Below are 19,266 nucleotides of genomic sequence, written 5' to 3'. Positions count from 1 at the left end.
GAGGTAGCGCCATGGCTCATCACAAGTATGTCGTCGCGTTCCGCATCGGCTTCCAAAGCTCGCTGGAATACCGCTTTAATTTTTTTCTCTCTCTGTTCAGCGCGGTATTTCCGATCGTCGTGCATTACTACATATGGACGGCGGTGTACGCGAGCGCCGGAGAAAGCGGCTTGTTCGGCTATTCCTATCAAGAGATGATCATGTATACGATCATGGCCGCCGTCGTCTCCAAGCTGGTCATTACGAATATGGAGCACGCCATCGCCGAAGATATCAAAAGCGGCGGATTGAATAAATATATCGTCAAGCCGATTGCGTATTTTGGCTTCCGCATCTGCTCGTTTATCGGGCAGCGCTTGATCTATGTGGCGATTTCCCTGCTCGTCATTCTGGCTCTAACCTTCGCATTGAACTCATTCTATAAGCAGCATACCGGACTTGAACGATTGCTGGCTTTTTTCCTCTCCCTGTGCCTGTCTGTCATTCTTAGCTTTCTGATCTCGTACGCCCTTTGCGCGTGCGCCTTCTGGTTGTCGGAAATCTCCTACTTTTTCGTTGTTACCAGCCTGCTGGTCAATATTATGAGCGGCGGCATGTTTCCGCTTGAAATCTTCGGAGAAGGGCTGCAGCAGCTGTTTCGTTTCCTGCCCTTTCACTATATGATTTACTTCCCTGTCAACGTCCTGAACGGCAAAATAGCGGACGGGCTTATATGGCAAGGCATCGCCGGACAAGGCCTATGGATCGGTCTGATGCTGATCGTCTGCCATCTGGCCTGGAAGCGCGGGATGAAACGGTACTTGGGGCTAGGAGGCTGAGCTTTGAACTTCGTTTCCGAACTGCGGCGGCACTTGTACATTCTGGCGTTATTCGCCAAAAACTCGGTCATTTCCCAGATGGAATACCGATTCAATTTCATAACGGGCATATTCGTCGAAGCGGCGTTCCTGATGGCCAAGCTGCTGTATGCGGTCGTCGTGTACAAAACGAATGTGCGGATCAACGGGCTGTCGCCGGATACGATTCTGATGTTTATGGGAACGCATTTATGGCTGACGGGCATTTACATGGGCTTGTTCTTTAACAATTTCCTGCGTCTCAGCGATCATGTCCGCACGGGCAGTCTCGATCTGATGATGGTCAAGCCGATTTCGCTGCAATTTCTCGTGTCCTTGCGGTATATCGAGGTCGGGATGCCGATCCCGAATATGATTGCGGGCACCGTGATGATCGCGATCGGCTGGAGCGCCGCGGGCATTCCGCTGACGCTGCTCCATGTCGCCGGATTTATAATCTTTCTGCTGACCGCAACCGTCCTTACGTACTGCATTATGATCATTCCTTCGCTGCTCTCGTTCTGGTTCGTGAACACGTCGGCCGCCAGCGAGATTTCGTACTCCGTATGGGATTCCAACAATATGCCTGCATCCATGTACAACAAGTGGATACAGCGGATAGGAACGTTTGTCGTTCCGGTGTTTTTGATTACGAACTTTGCCCCGATGTTTGTGCTCGGCAAGCTGTCTGCCGCCGAATGGGCCTGGGGCGCGCTTGCGCCGGTCGTCTGCTTCCTGCTGGTCCGTTTCCTGTGGAAGCGGGCGCTGGGCGTGTACAGCAGCTCGAATTTGTAGCGGAACATTCGTCTGAAGCAGCAAATTACGATAAGGAGGTGATGCCGACCCGGAACCAAACGCAGGCGGGAAGGCTCCGCAGATGAGGCAGTCTAGGCTGAATCGACAGGTCCTATACCAACAATGATTCGAAAATTGGAGGAGGTTAGACGATGTCCGTACAACTTCACAACGACACGGCTTCAACGATTTCACCGCTCTTGAGTACGTCGGCGCCCCGATGGATTTGGCTGCAGCTTCTGGAGGCCTGCAATCTAAGGTGCAAAATGTGCTACGAATGGGGCGATAACGGCGCCTACAAGGAACGAACGATGTTAACGCAGCTGGATATTAAAGTGGTTAAGCAAATTATCGAGGATTGCAGCCCGGTCAAGCCGTATTACGATCTGTTTGGCGGAGAACCTTTGATGTATCCGCAGATCGACGAGGTTCTGGCTACATTAAAATATTACGGAAGCCAAGTCGCCTTCCCGACCAACGGAACGCTGCTGGAGAAGCATGCGGAGATGATTATCGAGAACGAGCCGCATCGCGTGTGGGTGTCGATGGACGGTCCGGAGGAGATTAACGACCAGCAGCGCGGCAAGGGCGTATTCAAGAGAGCGACCCGCGGCATTGAGAAGCTTCATGCGCTCCGGGAGGAGAAGGGCAAGGAGTTTCCTAAGATCGGCACGATCTTCATCATTACCCCGCTGACGTATATGCATGTGGAAGAGCTGTTCTTCAACAGCATGGATATTACGAAGCTGGATCATATCAGTTTGGAGTTTCAGTCGTTTATTACGCCTGAAGATCACGTGAATTACCGGAATATTTTGAAAAATAATTTTGATCTGGACACGAATGCGGCTGTTTCCAAGGGCTTCGTCCGCGAATTATCCGAGTTTAGCGAGATGAATGCAAAGGATATCTCCCGTCAGGTACGCAACATCGAGGAGTACTGTAAGGAGAAGGGCGTTTATTTCAATGCCTACCCGCAAAACATGACCGAAGAGACGGTCGAGCTGTATTTCAGCGGAAACAGTCACAAGCTGTCGCATGCCAAGAAGCGGTGCGAGTTCCCTTGGCTCAGCACGGAGATCAATGCGAGAGGCGACGTGACCTCCTGTCACGCCTTCTATGATTTGACTCTGGGCAACGTCAACGAGCAGCGGCTGCTCGATATTTGGAACGGACCGAAGTATAAGCAATACCGCAATTATTTGAAAAAAAATTCATTCCCGATCTGTCAGGCCTGTTGTCTGAACTTCAAGACGAAGACGGAAAAATAAAGGAAGCACGAGGTTGTGCCCATGAGAAAGAAACGAATCGGCGTGCTCGGCTGCGCTCACATCCTCGACCGGGCGCTGTTCACGCCCCTCAAAAGTCTCAAACACCTCGGCGTTCACGCTATTGCGAGCCGGACGAAGTCCAAAGCCGAGTCCTATGCGGACAAGTACGGCATTCCGCACGCGTTCGGCAGCTATGAGGAGCTGCTGGCCTGCGAGGAGATTGACTTCGTCTATATCGCGCTCAGCAACGAGCTGCATGCGGAATGGGCGATTCGGGCGCTGCAGGCCGGGAAGCCGGTGCTGGTGGAGAAGCCGATCTGTCTGAACACGGAGGAGCTTCGGCGGCTGATGGACGTGCAGGCCGCGTCCGGGTTGCCCGTGCTGGAAGGTCTGATGGTGCAGCACCATCCTTGGCAGTGCGAGATCAAGCGGATGGTCGGCGGGAACGCTTACGGCCGCCTCTTGCAGGTGCGCTCGCAAATCTCGGTTCCGTTCCAGGACCCGGAGCGGCAAAACTATCGCAGCTTCCCGGAACGCGGCGGCGGCGCCTTCTATGATTTCGGCTGCTATTGGCTGCAATTCCTTCAAGCGGTGCTGGGGCTGGAGCCGTCGGGCTGCGATGCGGAGTCCGATTTTGCGGGGCCGGGCGGTTGCGATTGGACGTTCTGGGCGGCGCTGGAATACGCGGACGGGGTACGTACCGAGCTTGTCGCTTCCTTCGAGCTGCCTGCGATCTCCCGGCATACACTCGAATTTGAGCGTGCCGTTGTGACCGTGGACGATTTTTTCCGCGCCAGCATGGGAACGTATCGCATGGCGATTCGCATCCAAGATAAGCAGACCGGGGCGGTGGAGAAGCTGGCCTTCGAGCCGCAAAATTACTTCGTGAATCAATTGGCGTTTTTCAGCGACGTGCTGGACGGGACAACAAGCCATGTGCCGATCGTTCAATCGTACGAGCGCATGGCGTTGCACGAGCGGCTGCTGACGCTGGCGAGGGCGAAGCTGCCCGGATATCCGCTGGCCTCGGGCCAACAACCGACCTAGATGAGGAGGAATTTCATATGGTAATGCAAACCGTGATGAAAATTTTGAGTGAAATCAAGGAGTCTCCGGAGCTGCTGTCCACGTTGAAGCCGGAGACGGATATCGTTAACGAGGTTGGACTCGATTCGCTGCAAATGATCAATTTCGTATTGGCCATTGAAGATGCTTTCGATGTGGAAATCGACTTTGATCATTTTCAACTCGAACACCTGAACTCCATTCAAGCTTTCGTTACTTTCTTGGAGGGCCTGAGAGAGGCTATTTCGAACGGGGCCAGCGGCCAGATGGCTTAGCAGCCCGTTTTCGACAGATCATGAAAAACCGTTTGCCGAAAGAAGGGAGGGCCGCTCATGCAACCGAAAACGAAAGTCGCCTTTGACGGAAACACGTTTCATAATATGAAGCGGACGATTCGCAACATGTCCGTGACCAGCAAAGCGCTGCGGCGCGATCCGACGTTCGCGCTGGACATTCCCGAGGATATCGGCATCAAGCTGAACAACGGCTGCAATTTGCGCTGCAAGCATTGCTTCGAATGGGCGAGCGACGGCTTTCATCACGATATGGCCAAGGAGACGAAAAGTCAGGAGATCGAGTTTTCCATACTCGAACGCCTGCTGGAACAAACGCGCCAGCGGAAATCCCGGTTGTTCCTTTGGGGGGGCGAGCCTCTGTATTACAGCAAGTTTGACGAATTGGCCGACTTGCTGGAACGCGATCCCCGTAATACGACCATTTGTACCAATGCACTGCTCGTGGAGCAGAAGCTGGATTCCGTGCTGAAAATATCGAAGGATATGACGCTGCTCATCAGCTTGGACGGCTTTGAAGCGGAGAACGACGCCATTCGCGGGAAGGGCACGTACAAGAAAGTCGTCCAAACGCTGGAACTGCTGCTGGGCTTGCAGCGAACCGGGGAGTATAAGGGCCGTATTTCGCTCAGCTTGACCATTAGCGATTCCATGATAACGAAGCTATACGATTTTATGGCATATTTCGAAGGCCTCGGCGTCGATACGGTATACTTCGTGTTTCCTTGGTACATCCCAAGCGAGATTGCAGTGAAGATGGACGACTACTATTCGCGGTACTTCCCTTGGCTGGAAGCGGCGCAGCAGCAGCAACGGTATAGCTGGCATTCCTTCACCTTCCGCGTCTCGGAATCGAATATCGAGCCGCTTATCGCCGAAATCGACCGGATCAACGAGCGGGTATGGAACAGCCGAATCCGGTTTCAGCCGGCGCTGGAGCGGGATGAGATCAGGGACTTCGTTCTTGGCTCCGAGAAACCGGCGATGAAGCGGGAGCAGTGTTTATCCATCGCGAACCGGGTGGATGTGATGCCGGACGGGAAAGTAAATCCGTGCAAGTTTTTCCCGGAGTTTACCCTTGGCGACTTGAACGGACAGGAGCTGAAGGACGTGTTTCACAACGAAAATTTCCGGCGCCACCGAGAGGCACTGGGCGGCGGATTGACGCCTATTTGTTCACGATGCGTGCTGCTCTATAACTACGGCCGATAAATGCCGCAAGCTGGCGGTAACCTATGAAAGAGGGCTGGGTATGATCCAAGGGCGGTTTCATATGGATGACTTCTCCGTGTATCGGCCCGAACTGACGGTGCCGATTGCGGACATCATTTCAAACGCGGTGCAATGCGGGTATCCCCTTGAAACCGATGAGGCTTATTACCGGGAGCGGGGGTACGAGACAGTTGCGGTAGAAAGACACCTGTCGATGGAGGAAATGGCGGAGAGGGCACTTGAGCCAGTAGCGGAGCGTTGCAAGCGGGAAGGCATCGAGATTGGGGAAATCTGGTTTGCGCATACGTCTCAGGTAGCTTGGCATGAGTGCAATCTGTTCAAAACGATGCTGCTGCGCTGGGGCTGGGAGCAGGTTCCCTTGTATCCGGTCGAGGAGCATTCCTGCTCGACGTTCCATTGGTTTCTGCACATGGCCGCCTATTCGTTCGCCCGCGATCCGGACAAAGCGGTGCTGGTTGTGACCGCCGATCTCGGTATCCATCCGTTCTACTATATCAATGATTTCATCCTTAGCGGAGACAGTGCCAGCGCCTGCTTACTACGCCGGGAATACGGCGATCATCGAACGCTTGCCGTAAAGTACAAAACGGCAGGCAAGGTCTACGATAACAATCCGTCCCGCCTGCGGCATTTCCATGCGACTTTCTATATGAGCATCCGCAAGATTATGCAGGAGACGCTTAGCGAAGCCGGATTCACCTTTTCCGACATCCGTCTCGTCGTGTGCGGCAATACGAACCGGCAGATATGGGAGACGGTAGCCGGTTCGCTGCGGATTTCGCCGGATATGTTTTACTACGCCACCCTGAACGAAGCCGGGCATATTACGAATGCGGACATTCCTTCCAACCTTTGGCGCGCGTTAGCCGACGGGGCGTTGCTGCCGGGGGACTATTATTTAACGGTTACCGTCGGCATGGCCGGCACATTCGGCTGTGCCCTGCACCAGTATGTGCCGACCAATCGGCTTGGAGTTCCGGCCAAGGAAGAAGGGAAGCCGTGAGCGCGCATGTTTCAGCGGACGGTACGAAGCTGTATATTAGCGGACTTCGGTGCATCGTTCCGGAGGCGGAAAGCTCCTTGGAGGCCTACTGTGCGGAGGCGGGACAGCCATGGGAAGATAGCCCGCCCAAATGGCTGTTTGCGCATGCCGGGATGTCCTCGCCTTGGCCCCCCGTGGATCCCGGACTGCTGGATTCCACGCTTCCTGCGGTTCAGATTCCTGTGTTCGGAAAGCATCCCGTCGAATATTTGTGCGAGGAAGGGAAGCGATGCTTCAGAGCGGACCGGAAGTTTGATCTGATCTGTTACTGCCACGAGACCGTACAGCATCCGCTGACGACCTTGCCGGGGTTAATGCTGTGCGCCGAGTTCGGGCATCGCCATGCGCAGTCGTTTGTGCTTGGACAGCTCGGCAGCCTCGCCTGCATTCGAGCAATCGACTGGTGCAAGCGGATGCTGGAGTATGGAGAAGGAACGGACGGCTTGTTCTGCATGGCGGATCGAACAAACTATCCGTTCAGCCGGATGTCTTGGACGGGCTCGATCAAAGGCGATGCAGCGGTGCTCTGTATGGTGAACGCCGAAGCCGGCGATTACGAGGTAGTGGATTACCGTATACGGCCTGTCTTTCCCGAAGGCTCGATGCGGGCGTGGACGACGGCCGATTACGAGCGGACGACGCTGGCGCTTGCCCGGCAAGCGGAGCAAGCGCTGCAGGAGATGCAAGCGGCGGGGAACGCACCCGATCGGCTGGTGATTCAGAACGTGTCTGATTCCTTCGTAAAGGCTGTGGGCGAGGCCGGGGAACACTGTGGGATTCCTGTCTATGTAAGGCAAACGCGGAAAGCTATAAATTTTTTGGGCAGTGATCCGTTCCTCACTTTGCAGGAAGCGGTATCGCATGGCCATCTACGGGAGGGACAATCGGTCCTGCTCTTGTTTGCCAGCGCCGATTACGGCATCGGGCTGCTGACGCTCCGCTGCGCCGGCGGCCAGCCTTCCAACTTGAATACGTAATATTGCGAAAGGACTGCGAAGTGCGGTCTTTTTGCGCTGGGGGCCATTTTATAAAGGTCGGGCATGATGTAAAGCGCGACGAATCCATTATTTTCAAATGTTATTTTTTGTGATATTATTTACTTACCGATAGGTAAGTAAGAGGTGTAGCAGTCCTAATCCGCCATCTTTTGAATCAACTTAGGAGGTAATATCATATGAATGCATTGCGGCCGTCGTACCAAAAACCGACCGTAATCGGCTTTTCCGCTGTTATCCGTGTCCTGATTTTTGCAGGGTGTATTATCCTCGGTATTGCGCTCGGGTACTTCATCCCGCTGATCGCCACGTGGGCTTTGACCTTGCCTTGGGTACCGTTTGAAGGGCCGCTTAAGCTAATCGCGTCCTTCTCCGGGGTGTGGGTGACCGTCGTCACTTCGCTTCTTGGTCTGCTCGCCGGCCTCTGGTTCGCCGAGGAGGTGATCAAGGATACGCTGCGTGTGGTGGTCTCTGACGAAACGATCCGGCTGGAGAAAGACGGGGTCGTTCAAGATCTCAGTCTCGCAGATATAAGCCTGGTTTTCCTTGATGGCAAGCAGCTTGTAATCCTTGGAAATGCGGGAGAGGAGCTTGCCCGCGAAACCTATGAGTGGGCGAGCAAGCATATCGCCGGCGCTTTGACGGAGCACGGGTATCCTTGGTCGTCCGGCGGTGATCCGTACAAGAATCAGTTCCGGCGCTGGGTACTCGATACCCCTGATTTGCCGCATACGGTCAACACGCTGTTGCAAGCGCGCGAAATTGCGCTTAAGAAGAAGGAAAAGGGCGAAGCCAATGAACTGCGCCGCGAGGTAAGCAAGCTGGGCTTCGTCGTCAAGGACGAAGAGACGCGTCAATATTGGCGGGCGCAGACAACCGGGCCATGAGAGGCCGTTTCGGTCGGAGAACATTTGCCGCAAGACGGTTGAACGTATACAATAGACTTACAAAAATTTACTTGGAAGGAGAAGCATAACATGAAGAAGCTGCTCGATAAGCTCTAACCGTATGTTCACGCGCGCTTCGTTCCTTATCTTGCACGCGGACCGCCTCTGCCGACATCCGGAATGGTTTTATCCACTTTTGAAAATGCGGAGGTCGGTTAAACGAGATGAGAAACGAACAAGAGGTACTGGCGCAGCTCCTGCAACTTGCCGAAAGGGATGATCGGATTCGATGCGTCGTCATGAACGGTTCGCGGGTCAATCCTAACGCCCCGGTCGATTTTATGCAGGATTACGATATTGACTTTTATATGACGAACCTGGGGGACCATCCCTACAATACGGACCGAAGCTGGATTGAGGCGTTCGGCGAGCGCGTCGTCGTGCAGTACGAATATTTCGAAGACGGCTCGTCCATCTACATGATGCAGTTCAAAGACAGCGTGCGGATCGACCTCAGCTTCAAGGATATCGGCAGCATTCAAGAGGTATATCAGGACTCGCTCAGCAAAGTGCTGCTTGATAAGGACAATCTGGATTTGAAGCTGCCGGAGCCGAACGACAGCAGCTATCTGGTCCAAAAGCCTTCCCGCTACATGTGGGATCTGCATATCGTCGAGCTGTGGTGGCTGCAGGTGTATATTGCCAAGGAGCTGTGGCGCGATGAAATCCCGCGGGCGAAAAATTTATATGATCAATATTTCATGGAATCGCTTCGCTTTCTGCTGGAATGGCACGTGGGCGCGAACTATGATTGGAAGGTCAACGTCGGCAGCGCCGGCAAATGGTTCAAGCGGTATCTGGAACCCGATATTTACGAGCAAATGTTGTCCTTGTACTGCGGGGCCGACCCCGAGGAGCAGTGGGAAAAGCTATTTGAGGCGGGAGAGTTCATCCGGAGGATCGGGGTACCGCTTGCGGCAAAGCTCGGCTACGACTATCCGGCGGACGAGGAACGCAATGTAACGGAGTATGTGGACAAAGTCAGACGCCTGCCTTGGAATGCGCAATCTTTGGACGGGTAATGCAGGATTTTGGACATAGAACTAGGGATATCAGCAAAAAACCGCTCTTTACGGCGGTTTTTTCTGATATATACAGTAGGATAAATGATAGTTTTGCATGAGGCGGACGAAGACATGCGTGATGTCCTCATCCGGCCGCTGTTTCCTAGATTATTTCATGCTGCGCGCGATTTCCGTAAAGATGACGCCAAGCGCGTAGGCGCCTGCATCCGGATAGCCCAGGCTGCGTTCGCCGACATTGCCGGCGCGCCCCATTCGGGCGACGATTTGTTTCGTTTTTTCGGCGCCTTCCACCGCAGCTTGCGCCGCCTTTTCAAAAGCGATTTTAAAGTCGTCGCCCGCCGCGGCGCTTGCCGTGAACGTATCCGTGAAAGGCACCAGCGCGTCAATCAGCGTTTTGTCACCAACAACGGCGCCTCTGCCGAAGGAACGCTCCCCAGTTGCCTGAATGCCTTTGACCGCGGCTTGCAACATTTCCGCATACTCCGCAACAGTCAGTACCGCTTTATCTCCTGCCGCTTTGCCGGCAGCACGGAACGCCGAGCCCCAAATCGGTCCGGAAGCGCCGCCGCAATATTCCATAATGACCATCGAGCACGCGTCTAGGAAAGAACCGATCGTTAAAGGCTCTTGGGCCAAAATCGCGCTCCATTCCCGCTTTAACTGCTTGAATCCTTTGGAGACGCTCATCCCGAAATCGCCGTCCCCCGCATGCGAGTCGAGTTCGCAGAACGGAACTTCATTTTCGATAATGATTTCGCTCATTTTATCGACGATGTAGATCATGTTTTGAAGCGTCAGCACGCCGCCTTGAACCGCCGCGTAATGTTCCGGCGTTTCCGTTTTGAAGGAAACCGGTCGATCGTCGTCGGCTTCCGCGATGTCTGCATACTCGACTTGCGGTACCGGACCGTCTACCCGGAATGCCGGCGCATGACATTCTTTCGATAAGAGTGTTTTCAGTTCGTCATCGAGCTTCAAGATCGTCAGCGAAATGCCCGCCATATCGATGCTCGTCATATAGTTGCCAACAAACGTGCGGCAAATCCGGATGTTCCGGCCTGCGAGCTCGCGAACCGCCGCGTTGTTAAACAAGTACAACTCCTGCAATGGGGTCGCGCCGAAGCCGTTGACGAGCACGGCAACTTCCGCGTTGTCCCCGTCTTGGATGCCCAAATCTTTTAACAGCCCGGTCGTCATCCGCTTCGCCAGTTCGTCCGCGCTAACGATTTTTTCCCGCCGCTGGCCCGGTTCGCCGTGAATGCCCACGCCGTATTCCATTTCATCTTCGCCGAGCTTGAACGTTGGCGACCCGTGTGCAGGAACGGTGCACGAGGTGAGCGCCACGCCGATGCTGCGCACGTTATGCGCCGCTTTCTCCGCGACCGCTTTCACTTGCATCAAATCGCGGCCTTCTTCTGCAGCAGCTCCGGCAATTTTATGGACGAGCACCGTTCCGGCAACGCCGCGGCGTCCGACCGTGTACAAGCTGTCTTCAACGGCAATGTCGTCGTCGACGCGCACATATTCCACTTGGATGCCGTCTTCTGCGGCCAGTTGAGCGCCGTTTTTGAAGTTCATGACGTCGCCGCTGTAGTTTTTGATAATCAGCAGCGTCCCTTGTTGGCTCGCTGTCGCTTTAATGGCTTGGTACACCTGAATTTGGGATGGAGATGCAAACACATCGCCGCATACGGCCGCATCCAGCATCCCTTTGCCGACAAACCCGGCGTGAGCCGGTTCGTGCCCGCTGCCGCCGCCGCTGATCAAGGTGACTTTGTTTTCGTTAATTTCTTTTTTCTTGATCACCTTATATTTCTTGATAAACTCCAGCTCCGGATGGGTCATGACGAGCCCGTTGCACATTTCCGCAACGAGCGTCTCTGGTTTGTTGATGATCTTTTTCACTTTGCCATACCTCCCGCGATTAATAAGTTCCAAATCGTTTGATTAATTTCTATGATAGAATGAAAGCGTTTCATCGTAAACGGACAAAAACGGCAAACTGTCAAACAACGCTTGCTTCAATAATCATTATGATTTTGTTAAGATTAACAGTAAACCTAGGGTTGGGAAGATGATCATGACCAATTCGCTCATTACCAAAAAGATCATAGCGAATTCCTTAAAAAAACGGATGGAAACCAAATCGTTCCACGAAATTTCCGTAAGCGATATCATGCAGTCTTGCCAGATGCGCAGGCAAACGTTTTATTACCATTTCGTGGACAAGTATGAGCTCTTGGGCTGGATTTACAAAGAAGAAACGAAGGAAAACATCAAGGACTTTTTGGATTATGAGAAGTGGGAGAACATTTTCGACTTGTTGATGGACTATTTTTACGAGAATCAGCGGTTTTACCGCAGGGCGTTTAAAGTAACCGATCAAAATTCGTTTAACCAGTATTTATTTGAACATACGAAAAACTTATATATTAAAATCATCGATGAACGGTTGACGGACAAGCCGATCCATATTTCCGAGGCGAACAAAAATATGTTGGCGTCGTTTTACAGTCACGGGTTTGTCGGGACGATCAAAGATTGGATTGAACACCATTGTTCCATTCAACCTTCGGTGTTGTCTTCGCTCATCAAAGAGATGATCCGCAATCAACTGCTGCTGCTCGAGCAGACCGGAAGCAAGCCAAAGTAAGGTGGAGAAACAAATGACGAAAATCATCAACGATGTTCAAAATATCGTCCGCAATATGCTGCACGGATTTTATTTTGAGCATAAAGACCGGGTGTCCTATAATGCGAAATATAATTTAATATTCCGTAAAGACCTTGCGGACATGGGCCAGCAAGTTGTGCTCATCAGCGGGGGAGGAAGCGGCCATGAGCCGGCGGATTTCGGCTATGTGGGCGACGGCATGCTTTCGGTTGCGGTTGTGGGTGAAATTTTCGTGCCGCCGACGCCGGAGCAAGTGTTGGAAGCGATCCGCCTCGTGGACAGGAGCAGAAGCGTGCTGCTCATCGTTAAAAACTTTACCGCAGACGTCAGCAATTTTTTGACGGCGGAAGCTTTGGCGAAAGAAGAAGGGCGAATGGTCGACCATGTCATCGTTAACGACGATGTGTCGATCGAAGATGACGTGACGTACAACAAAAGAAGAAGAGGCGTCGCCGGTACCGTCTTGGTCCATAAAATATTGGGGGCGGCCGCGCGGGAAGGCTGCACGCTGGAGCAACTGAAGGAACTCGGCGAGCAAGTGATCGGCAGGCTGCACACATTGGGCGTGGCGCTGTCGCCGGCGAACGATCCGACGAAGGGCGAACCGTCGTTTACGCTGCAACAAAACGAAGCGTATTACGGCATTGGCATCCACGGGGAGAAAGGGTACCGCAAAGAGGTGTTTTCTTCTTCGGAAAAGCTTGCGGTCGAGCTGTTCAATAAGCTGAAAAGCGTATACCGTTGGAGAAGGCAAGACCCTTTCGCGATATTGGTCAACGGTTTAGGCGCGACGCCGCTGGTCGAACAGTATGCATTTGCCAATGACATTCGCCGCTTGTGTGAACTGGAAAACTTGGATGTCCGGTTCGTCAAAATCGGCACGCATTTGACTTCGCTCGATATGGAAGGAATTTCGCTCAGTTTTCTTAAGATTGAAGATCCGAAGTGGGAAGCGTGGCTGAAAGCGGACGTTGAAGTAGCGAAATGGTGAGATGGTAAAATCATAAGAATAAGCCCCTGGCCTTGAAGCCAGGGGCTATCAAATATTTACCTATATTTTCCATGAACTGCGTAGGTCATAATAAGGTATTCCCGTGAGAAATTTGTTCCAGATTCCGGTCAAGCCACTCGCGGACTGCCGTGCTCGGAGGCTCGGCGACTGCGTTTTGCAGGAAGATCATGCACAGATCGCAGCGGCGTCTTTCCACGAACAGCGGCAGCTGCTTCAGCCAGTGGCTGCCCAGCTCGTGTTCCCGCCGGTATCCGTTCATAAAGCTGTCGAGAAACCGCTTGGCAAATTCGGATACGCGCTTCGGGTCGGCTTCGGGCCGGGCCCAGTCCCCCAGCACCGAGGCATAGTAAACGGCCATGGCGATATCCTGCACGAAATAGTCGTACCCGCAATCGTCGAAATCGAACGCTGTGATCGTTTCCCCATGCACAAAAAAGTTTTTGTGGTGCAGATCCCGGTGGCATAAGCCGTAGCCGTCCGGTTCCGGCTCAAGCGCGTTGATGTGCGTCTCCACCTCGACGTACCGGCCGTGGGCCAAGGCAATGTCGGGGTGGGACAAATAAGCCGGGTCCAAGGTCAAAATATCTTTGTCCGGCCTGCGGGTCATGTCCGCAGGGACGGTGTACGACCGGGCGAGCTTGTGCATGCGCCCCGTAATTTCGCCCCAGCCTTCGAAGAGGCGGGGGCCCCAAGCCGGATGCCCGGCTTGGACGAGACCGCCCGGCGCTTGCTCGAAGCAGGCGAGCGTGAAGTAGCCGTCTTCCGTTTCAACCGTTTCCGTCCGTCGGCCCGAGTAAGACGGCACCGGCCTCGCTGCCCGTACGCCGCCCTCGGCGAGATAGCCGGCGAAGTGCAGCTCCGACTCGATCAGCTCCCGCGAGCGGTGCGAGCTGTGGGTCACCCGCAGAATCAGGTCCCGGCCGTCGCGCCGGAAGCCGTATATGAGATTTTCAAAGCCCCCCACATGGCTTACCGTCTCCGGAGCCACCCCGTAGGCGCGGGCCGCTTGGTTTAACAAATCTTGAGTAAAGCTCTGATGCCAGCTTGTCAATCTAGTCTCTCCTTCCGAACCGGAGCTGTTGTATGGACCGTCCGCTCCGTATCTGTCAAGCATAACATCCTTATCCAAGCTTTGGAAAGGGATCGTTGGAAAAAAAGAGATTCAAATCATCGATGGAATCGGTTACTCTTAAAATGTGGTATTCATGCTGCATGACTCCGGAGGACGGATAGCCGATGTCGGTTTTATTATATGAATGGAAGATGCAGTTTCTCGGGTACAGCCGGAATCTCCGGTTGTTTCTTTGCTTTAATTTCGTATGGAATTTGGGGCTCGGGATGTTCAGCCTCGTCTACAATCTGTATGTCAAAGCGCTCGGCTACGATCAGATGATGGTCGGGCATATTGTGGGAATGGCGGCTATGGCCGCAGCGATCGTGCTGGTGCCGGCCGGCATCATGAACGACAGGTTCGGTCCGAAGCGGCTCGTGTCGATAGGGGGCTTTCTGGTGATCGCCGCTCTAACGGCCCGCTCGCTGATCGATGGCGAGCAGGGGCTGCTCGTCTCTGCGTTTCTGGGCGGCATGACGCTGGCGGTCGTGTCCGCGACCGTCATTCCGTTCATGGCGAACCATTCCACCCCGTCGCAGCGGGTGCACCTGTTCAGCTTGAATCTGGCCCTCATCATGTTTGCAAGCGTTATCGGCAACGTCTTCGGCGGGTTTCTCACCGACATGCTTCAGTTTAGCTTCGGTCTTGACGGTGTCCTGAGCCTGCGTCTGACCTTGCTGACGGGCGTCGGCATAGCGGCGCTCGGGCTGATTCCGGTCCTGATGCTAAAGGGGGCCCGGGAGGAACGGTCGTCCGGCGGGAAGCTGTCATGGCGGCATGCCGTGCAGCATCACAAAGCGTCGCTTCAAGTGATCGGCCTCTTCGTTATGCTCGGGCTGATGACCTCGACGGCCGGGGGCATGGTGGTGCCCTACTTGAATGTCTATTTCGAAGACCGCTTCGGCGCCTCAAAATCGGTGATCGGCGTCATCGTCTCCTTGGGACAGGGCGCGACCGCGCTTGCGTACTTGATCGGTCCGGTCATCGCCCGGCGGCTCGGGGAAGCGAAAGCAGTTATCGTGCTTCAGCTGTGCTCGATCCCGTTCCTGCTCATTACAGCGTTTTCGACCAATCTGATGATTGCAAGCGGAGGGTACTTGTTCCGGCAGGCTCTGATGAATGCCGCGAATCCGTTCTACAACACGATCAAGATGAAATACGTCGACCGCTCGATGCGAGGACTTGCCTCCAGCTCCGGAGAAGCGGTGTTCAATCTGGGCTGGTTTCTGGCTTCGCCGGTCAGCACCGGGCTTGTCGCTCAATACGGCAGCTATTACGGATACGTTTACGCGTTCAGCATCACGGCGGTGGTGTATACAGTCGTTTCGGTGTTGTTCTACGTCTTCTTCGGTAAAAGCCGGTTCAAGCCCGTGGAAGCGGAAGAGACGGCTGCTTAAGGTTGCGGAGTTGAAAAAAGACCTAGCCAGGAAGCGCCCGGTCTCCGCATGATGCGCGAGCGCAGGGCCTTTTTTGGTTTGCAAATCGGTTATAGGAACGAAGGGAAGAAGCGAAAGAGATGGGTCACACCGACAAAATTACGGTAAACGATAAAGGATTGTCCATAGCGCATGATAGCTATGAAACCTGGATAGAATGGGCGGAAATTTTCCGTATTCATTATTCCAGATTCGAAAGCGAATTGTACGAAGATCGGGGTTTGGTTTTCGATTATGAGAATGGGGAGTTCGTGGAAATCAGCGATACCGCCGAAGGCTGGGACGCTCTGCTTGATAATCTTGAGCGTTACTTAACGATGGAGGATTCGACGTGGCGCCGGAAAATGGCCGATTGCCCGAATGAAACGGTGATTACGATCTACGTCAATGACCGGATGTTTCAACCGGATTGCGTGAATACACTGATGATCGGAGATGCGCCTCCCGGTGACAGCACGTTTTTCTTTAATGGCGATTCCGTATTGCTCGAACAGGTGAAGGAATCGTTTGCGATAGCTTTAGGGGAAGACGTTCCTGAAGACCATTGGGATTTTCTGCATTATTTTAGAAGCAGAGAGTGGTTCCTGATTCATCTGTGTCCCCGGTCGGTCAACGAAGTACCGGAAGCGGATAGGCAGCGGGTCAGACAACAAAACATCGATCGGCTCGCGCAGCAAATCGCCGACCATCGGCCGTCATCTATCGTCTGTTTGCATGAGGACAGCAAGCCATGGGTGTTGTCTGCTCTGCAGTTAAGCGGTGTTCAAGTCGACCGTTGCGTGTCCGTTGAATCCTCAGCGGATAATGACAAGGATTCGTTCGTCAACGAACTGGCCGAAATCGTGAGGCAAATCGCGTTATAACGCCGATAGCAAAAAACTCCCTTGCCGCGGCCCCCTGTTCTGCTGCGGCAATCAGGCTATATTGGATATGCGTTTTTTAACCGAAAGACCGTTAGGAGGCTCCCATGAGGCAAAATCCGACCCAAGCGACGTTTACCCACCTGCTGATCTCCGGTACGCTGGTTCACGAAGCGTCTTTCACGGAGATGCAGGCGGAGTTCGATATTTACCTTCGGCCCAATCTGGCGATGGTCTTCTCGATGGACCGGTATCCCGATCTGGCGCTCGGTCAGCCCATCCAGTGGCGCATCGATATCGGCCACAAGCTGATCAGCGCTCTGCATGCGGGCATCCAAGCGCCGTTCGTCTGGGTATGGGTGGCCGAAGGCGTGTTGGCCTTGCTCGTCGAGCTGGGGACGAAGGAACGGCGCGATCCCGATCCTGCCAAGACCGCTTTCGCGATGGCGAAGCAGGTGCAGAAGCTGACCGATGCGCAGGGCTTTTCCGTCTCCGTTGGCATAGGCACCTTCTACGATAACCCGTACATGCTCCACTACTCGTACGAGGAAGCGAAGGAGTCGATGATCGACCGCTTTTTCCAGGGCAACCGGCTCATTTTCCAGTATGAAAAGCAAAAGCAGGACGGCGAGCAGCCGCATAATCCGGTCTCGCAAGCGGAACGGACGGAGCTGATGGCCCGCGTCCGCCTGGGCGACGTGCACGGAGCGGTTTCGTACTTGCACCTGCTTCTGGAGCGCATGGGGCAGACGTACCGCGGCAATGTGGATATGTTCAAATCCGAGGTCATCGACCTCGTCATGCAGCTGACGCGCCTGTCGCTCGATGTCGGCGGCCATGCGCAAAGCATTTTGTCGGAGAACGCCCGGTTTATTCAAGATCTGTACATGACGATCCGTTACGACAAGTTCGCGGCCAAAGTCAGCGAGCACTGGAGCAAGTTGACCGCACGGATCGGCGAAGCGCAGACGGCGGAGGTGTCGCCGGTGATCCGGACGGCCATCGCCTATATGAAGCAGCATCATCAGCGCAAGATTCCCCTCGAAGAGATAGCACAATATTGTTACCTTAGCACCTACCACTTCAGCCATCTGTTTCGCAAAGAAACGGGAAGCACCTTCGTCGACTACTTGAACAAGCTCCGGATTGAAAAAGCGGTCTATTACCTTGAAAACACCGATAAACCGATACAAGAGATCGCCGCGCTTGCCGGGTTTCAGGATTCCAATTACTTCAGTCGGTTATTCAAACGTTATCTTCGCTGCAGTCCGAACGAATATCGTGCAGCAAAATTGTGCTAAACCTTCGCAAAATTCACTAGTGCTTTCGAAAGCGTTTGCAAGTACGATAAAAGTACACTGAGAAGTTTACAATTCATTCTCTGTCATCCCTTCGCAAGGGAAAGACATCATCGGGCAGCCGACGCATAAACTTGTGGAGGCAGGCATCGTGAATGGTGGCCGAAGGCCGGCGCTGATGGCGAAGCCGAAGCTGCTCATCCCCGACGAGCCGTCGATGGGACTGGCCCCGATCGTCGTCAAGCAGGCTTATTTGGGCCATTAACCGTTAAGGCGGCTAATCTTACTACGTGGTTAATCATACAGGAGGCTAAGCGGCGGGTTCTTTGGCGGCAGGAGATACCGGAACCCGCGCGTTAAGGCAAAAGGAGGCTTATGCGTGAAAACGATTGATCTGTTAAACCCGCCGGAGCTAGCACGGCAGTCGAACTGGCGCGACCGGTTCGAAACGAAGGTGGCCCAGTGGCTCACACCGTGGGATGGCGAAGCGCCGGTCGACTTCGGCTTCATCGGAGTGCCGCTGTCCAAGACGTCGATCAGCGTGTCCGCCGCGTCGATGACGCCGAATGCGCTGCGCGAGCTGTTCGCGAACGTGACGACGTACAGCATCGACCATGACGTCGATCTGCAGGAGCTGAACGCCCGCGACCTCGGCGATATTCAAATGCATGTCACCGACCTGCTGCGCTGCCATGCGAACATCGAGCAGGGGCTGACGAACGTGTACGAGGCGCTGCCGGACTTATTCCCGATCATCGCCGGGGGCGACCATTCGATCACGTGCCCGTCCGTCAAGGCGTTCCGGAACAAAATCGGCGGGCCGGTCGGCATCGTCCAGATCGATTCTCATATGGACGTGCGCAACCTGCAGGACGGCGGACCGTCCAACGGCACGCCGATCCGCGGCCTGATTGAATCCGGCGCCGTGGAAGGCAAGCATATCGCGCAGATCGGCCTGCACAGCTTCGCGAACTCGAAGCCATACCGCGACTATGCGCGGGAGCAGGGAATTACGCAGTTTACGGCGCGGCAGGTCGCGCTGGAGGGCGTGGAGAAGTTCGTCGCGCAGGCGCTTGAAGTGGCCGGCAGGGGCACGGACGCGATCTACGTCACGGTAGATATGGATGTGCTCGATCAGGCCTACGCGCCGGGCGTTCCGGCGATGGTGCCCGCCGGGATGACGAGCTGGCAGCTGCTGGAGGCGGTGTTCATGCTCGGCCGCCATCCGAAGGTAAAGGGCTTCGATGTAGTTTGCGTCGATCCGATGCAGGACCCGCGCCGGGCGACCGTGCGTACGGCGCTGCACGTCATTCTTAACTTTATGGCCGGCACGATGAAGCGCGGCTAATTATGAAACCCAAGGGGAGAGATAA

General features: G+C 54.3%; 18 protein-coding genes and 1 pseudogene. 17 read left to right on the top strand and 2 right to left on the bottom strand.

Annotated features, from left to right (window positions below):
* Positions 1-11 precede the first annotated feature (11 nt).
* The 10 genes from ET33_RS20800 to ET33_RS20755 all read left to right on the top strand — a co-directional run bounded on the left by ET33_RS20800 (position 12) and on the right by ET33_RS20755 (position 9,499).
* Complete coding sequence (locus tag ET33_RS20800) at positions 12-818, top strand: ABC transporter permease (protein WP_036686204.1); 807 nt, start codon at positions 12-14, stop codon at positions 816-818.
* A gap of 3 nt (positions 819-821) precedes the next feature.
* On the top strand, positions 822-1,631 hold the full coding sequence (locus ET33_RS20795; RefSeq protein ID WP_036686203.1) for an ABC transporter permease: 810 nt from the start codon (positions 822-824) through the stop codon (positions 1,629-1,631).
* Between the two features lie 152 nt (positions 1,632-1,783).
* Positions 1,784-2,902 (top strand): radical SAM protein, encoded by a 1,119-nt coding sequence (locus ET33_RS20790; RefSeq protein ID WP_081890417.1) that lies wholly within the window; start codon positions 1,784-1,786, stop codon positions 2,900-2,902.
* A 21-nt stretch (positions 2,903-2,923) separates the two neighbouring features.
* Positions 2,924-3,949, top strand: coding sequence for a Gfo/Idh/MocA family protein (locus ET33_RS20785; protein ID WP_036686200.1), 1,026 nt, complete (start codon positions 2,924-2,926; stop codon positions 3,947-3,949).
* 17 nt (positions 3,950-3,966) lie between these two features.
* The gene (locus tag ET33_RS20780) at positions 3,967-4,242 is read left to right on the top strand and encodes an acyl carrier protein (protein ID WP_081890416.1); all 276 of its coding nucleotides are present in this window, start codon (positions 3,967-3,969) and stop codon (positions 4,240-4,242) included.
* A gap of 57 nt (positions 4,243-4,299) precedes the next feature.
* Positions 4,300-5,472 carry a radical SAM protein gene (locus tag ET33_RS20775; RefSeq protein ID WP_036686198.1) on the top strand — a complete coding sequence of 391 codons (1,173 nt, stop codon included), beginning with the start codon at positions 4,300-4,302 and terminating at the stop codon, positions 5,470-5,472.
* Between the two features lie 40 nt (positions 5,473-5,512).
* Positions 5,513-6,496 carry a 3-oxoacyl-[acyl-carrier-protein] synthase III C-terminal domain-containing protein gene (locus tag ET33_RS20770; RefSeq protein WP_036686195.1) on the top strand — a complete coding sequence of 328 codons (984 nt, stop codon included), beginning with the start codon at positions 5,513-5,515 and terminating at the stop codon, positions 6,494-6,496.
* Positions 6,493-7,512 carry a hypothetical protein gene (locus tag ET33_RS20765; RefSeq protein WP_036686192.1) on the top strand — a complete coding sequence of 340 codons (1,020 nt, stop codon included), beginning with the start codon at positions 6,493-6,495 and terminating at the stop codon, positions 7,510-7,512. Before ET33_RS20770 ends, ET33_RS20765 begins: the two co-directional genes overlap by 4 nt.
* 197 nt (positions 7,513-7,709) lie before the next feature.
* Positions 7,710-8,417, top strand: coding sequence for a YqeB family protein (locus ET33_RS20760; RefSeq protein ID WP_036686189.1), 708 nt, complete (start codon positions 7,710-7,712; stop codon positions 8,415-8,417).
* A gap of 224 nt (positions 8,418-8,641) precedes the next feature.
* A complete protein-coding gene (locus tag ET33_RS20755) occupies positions 8,642-9,499 on the top strand; it encodes an aminoglycoside 6-adenylyltransferase (RefSeq protein WP_036686187.1) in 858 nt (285 codons plus the stop codon).
* Between the two features lie 150 nt (positions 9,500-9,649).
* On the opposite strand, the gene dhaK is transcribed toward ET33_RS20755, so the two are convergent.
* Positions 9,650-11,407 (bottom strand): dihydroxyacetone kinase subunit DhaK, encoded by a 1,758-nt coding sequence (gene dhaK / locus ET33_RS37040; protein ID WP_036686184.1) that lies wholly within the window; start codon positions 11,405-11,407, stop codon positions 9,650-9,652.
* Positions 11,408-11,582: 175 nt separating this feature from the next.
* Between dhaK and dhaS the strand changes: the two genes are divergently transcribed.
* Together dhaS and dhaQ are read left to right on the top strand one after the other, a co-directional pair.
* Entirely contained in the window at positions 11,583-12,155 is a 573-nt protein-coding gene (dhaS, locus tag ET33_RS20745; RefSeq protein WP_036686182.1) for a dihydroxyacetone kinase transcriptional activator DhaS, read from the top strand.
* A gap of 13 nt (positions 12,156-12,168) precedes the next feature.
* Positions 12,169-13,167 carry a DhaKLM operon coactivator DhaQ gene (gene dhaQ, locus ET33_RS20740; protein ID WP_036686180.1) on the top strand — a complete coding sequence of 333 codons (999 nt, stop codon included), beginning with the start codon at positions 12,169-12,171 and terminating at the stop codon, positions 13,165-13,167.
* Positions 13,168-13,252: 85 nt separating this feature from the next.
* On the opposite strand, the gene ET33_RS20735 is transcribed toward dhaQ, so the two are convergent.
* Positions 13,253-14,239, bottom strand: a complete 987-nt coding sequence (locus ET33_RS20735) for a phosphotransferase enzyme family protein (RefSeq protein WP_036686179.1) — start codon at positions 14,237-14,239, stop codon at positions 13,253-13,255.
* 185 nt (positions 14,240-14,424) lie between these two features.
* Between ET33_RS20735 and ET33_RS20730 the strand changes: the two genes are divergently transcribed.
* From ET33_RS20730 to ET33_RS20715, 5 genes and pseudogenes are all read left to right on the top strand, one after another.
* Positions 14,425-15,696, top strand: a complete 1,272-nt coding sequence (locus ET33_RS20730) for an MFS transporter (protein WP_036686177.1) — start codon at positions 14,425-14,427, stop codon at positions 15,694-15,696.
* Positions 15,697-15,815: 119 nt separating this feature from the next.
* The gene (locus ET33_RS20725) at positions 15,816-16,598 is read left to right on the top strand and encodes a hypothetical protein (protein WP_036686175.1); all 783 of its coding nucleotides are present in this window, start codon (positions 15,816-15,818) and stop codon (positions 16,596-16,598) included.
* 104 nt (positions 16,599-16,702) lie between these two features.
* Complete coding sequence (locus ET33_RS20720; RefSeq protein ID WP_036686172.1) at positions 16,703-17,896, top strand: helix-turn-helix domain-containing protein; 1,194 nt, start codon at positions 16,703-16,705, stop codon at positions 17,894-17,896.
* 139 nt (positions 17,897-18,035) lie between these two features.
* Positions 18,036-18,146 (top strand): annotated as a pseudogene (locus tag ET33_RS38525) (ABC transporter ATP-binding protein); the annotation flags it as partial.
* Positions 18,147-18,272: 126 nt separating this feature from the next.
* Positions 18,273-19,241 (top strand): agmatinase family protein, encoded by a 969-nt coding sequence (locus ET33_RS20715; RefSeq protein WP_036686169.1) that lies wholly within the window; start codon positions 18,273-18,275, stop codon positions 19,239-19,241.
* Positions 19,242-19,266: the final 25 nt, after the last annotated feature.

This window comes from Paenibacillus tyrphae, assembly GCF_000722545.1.
Taxonomy (GTDB): Bacteria; Bacillota; Bacilli; order Paenibacillales; family NBRC-103111; genus Paenibacillus_G; species Paenibacillus_G tyrfis.
This window is presented reverse-complemented; position numbering and strand designations above follow the sequence as displayed.

Excerpts from the sequence above, each read along its gene's own strand:
- ET33_RS20775 (WP_036686198.1), top strand. The coding sequence starts at position 4,300 with ATGCAACCGAAAACGAAAGTCGCCTTTGACGGAAACACGTTTCATAAT.
- dhaS (WP_036686182.1), top strand. The coding sequence starts at position 11,583 with ATGACCAATTCGCTCATTACCAAAAAGATCATAGCGAATTCCTTAAAA.
- ET33_RS20725 (WP_036686175.1), top strand. The coding sequence starts at position 15,816 with ATGGGTCACACCGACAAAATTACGGTAAACGATAAAGGATTGTCCATA.
- ET33_RS20790 (WP_081890417.1), top strand. The coding sequence starts at position 1,784 with ATGTCCGTACAACTTCACAACGACACGGCTTCAACGATTTCACCGCTC.
- ET33_RS20720 (WP_036686172.1), top strand. The coding sequence starts at position 16,703 with ATGAGGCAAAATCCGACCCAAGCGACGTTTACCCACCTGCTGATCTCC.
- ET33_RS20755 (WP_036686187.1), top strand. The coding sequence starts at position 8,642 with ATGAGAAACGAACAAGAGGTACTGGCGCAGCTCCTGCAACTTGCCGAA.
- dhaQ (WP_036686180.1), top strand. The coding sequence starts at position 12,169 with ATGACGAAAATCATCAACGATGTTCAAAATATCGTCCGCAATATGCTG.
- ET33_RS20770 (WP_036686195.1), top strand. The coding sequence starts at position 5,513 with ATGATCCAAGGGCGGTTTCATATGGATGACTTCTCCGTGTATCGGCCC.
- ET33_RS20760 (WP_036686189.1), top strand. The coding sequence starts at position 7,710 with ATGAATGCATTGCGGCCGTCGTACCAAAAACCGACCGTAATCGGCTTT.
- ET33_RS20800 (WP_036686204.1), top strand. The coding sequence starts at position 12 with ATGGCTCATCACAAGTATGTCGTCGCGTTCCGCATCGGCTTCCAAAGC.
- ET33_RS20730 (WP_036686177.1), top strand. The coding sequence starts at position 14,425 with ATGTCGGTTTTATTATATGAATGGAAGATGCAGTTTCTCGGGTACAGC.
- ET33_RS20780 (WP_081890416.1), top strand. The coding sequence starts at position 3,967 with ATGGTAATGCAAACCGTGATGAAAATTTTGAGTGAAATCAAGGAGTCT.
- ET33_RS20785 (WP_036686200.1), top strand. The coding sequence starts at position 2,924 with ATGAGAAAGAAACGAATCGGCGTGCTCGGCTGCGCTCACATCCTCGAC.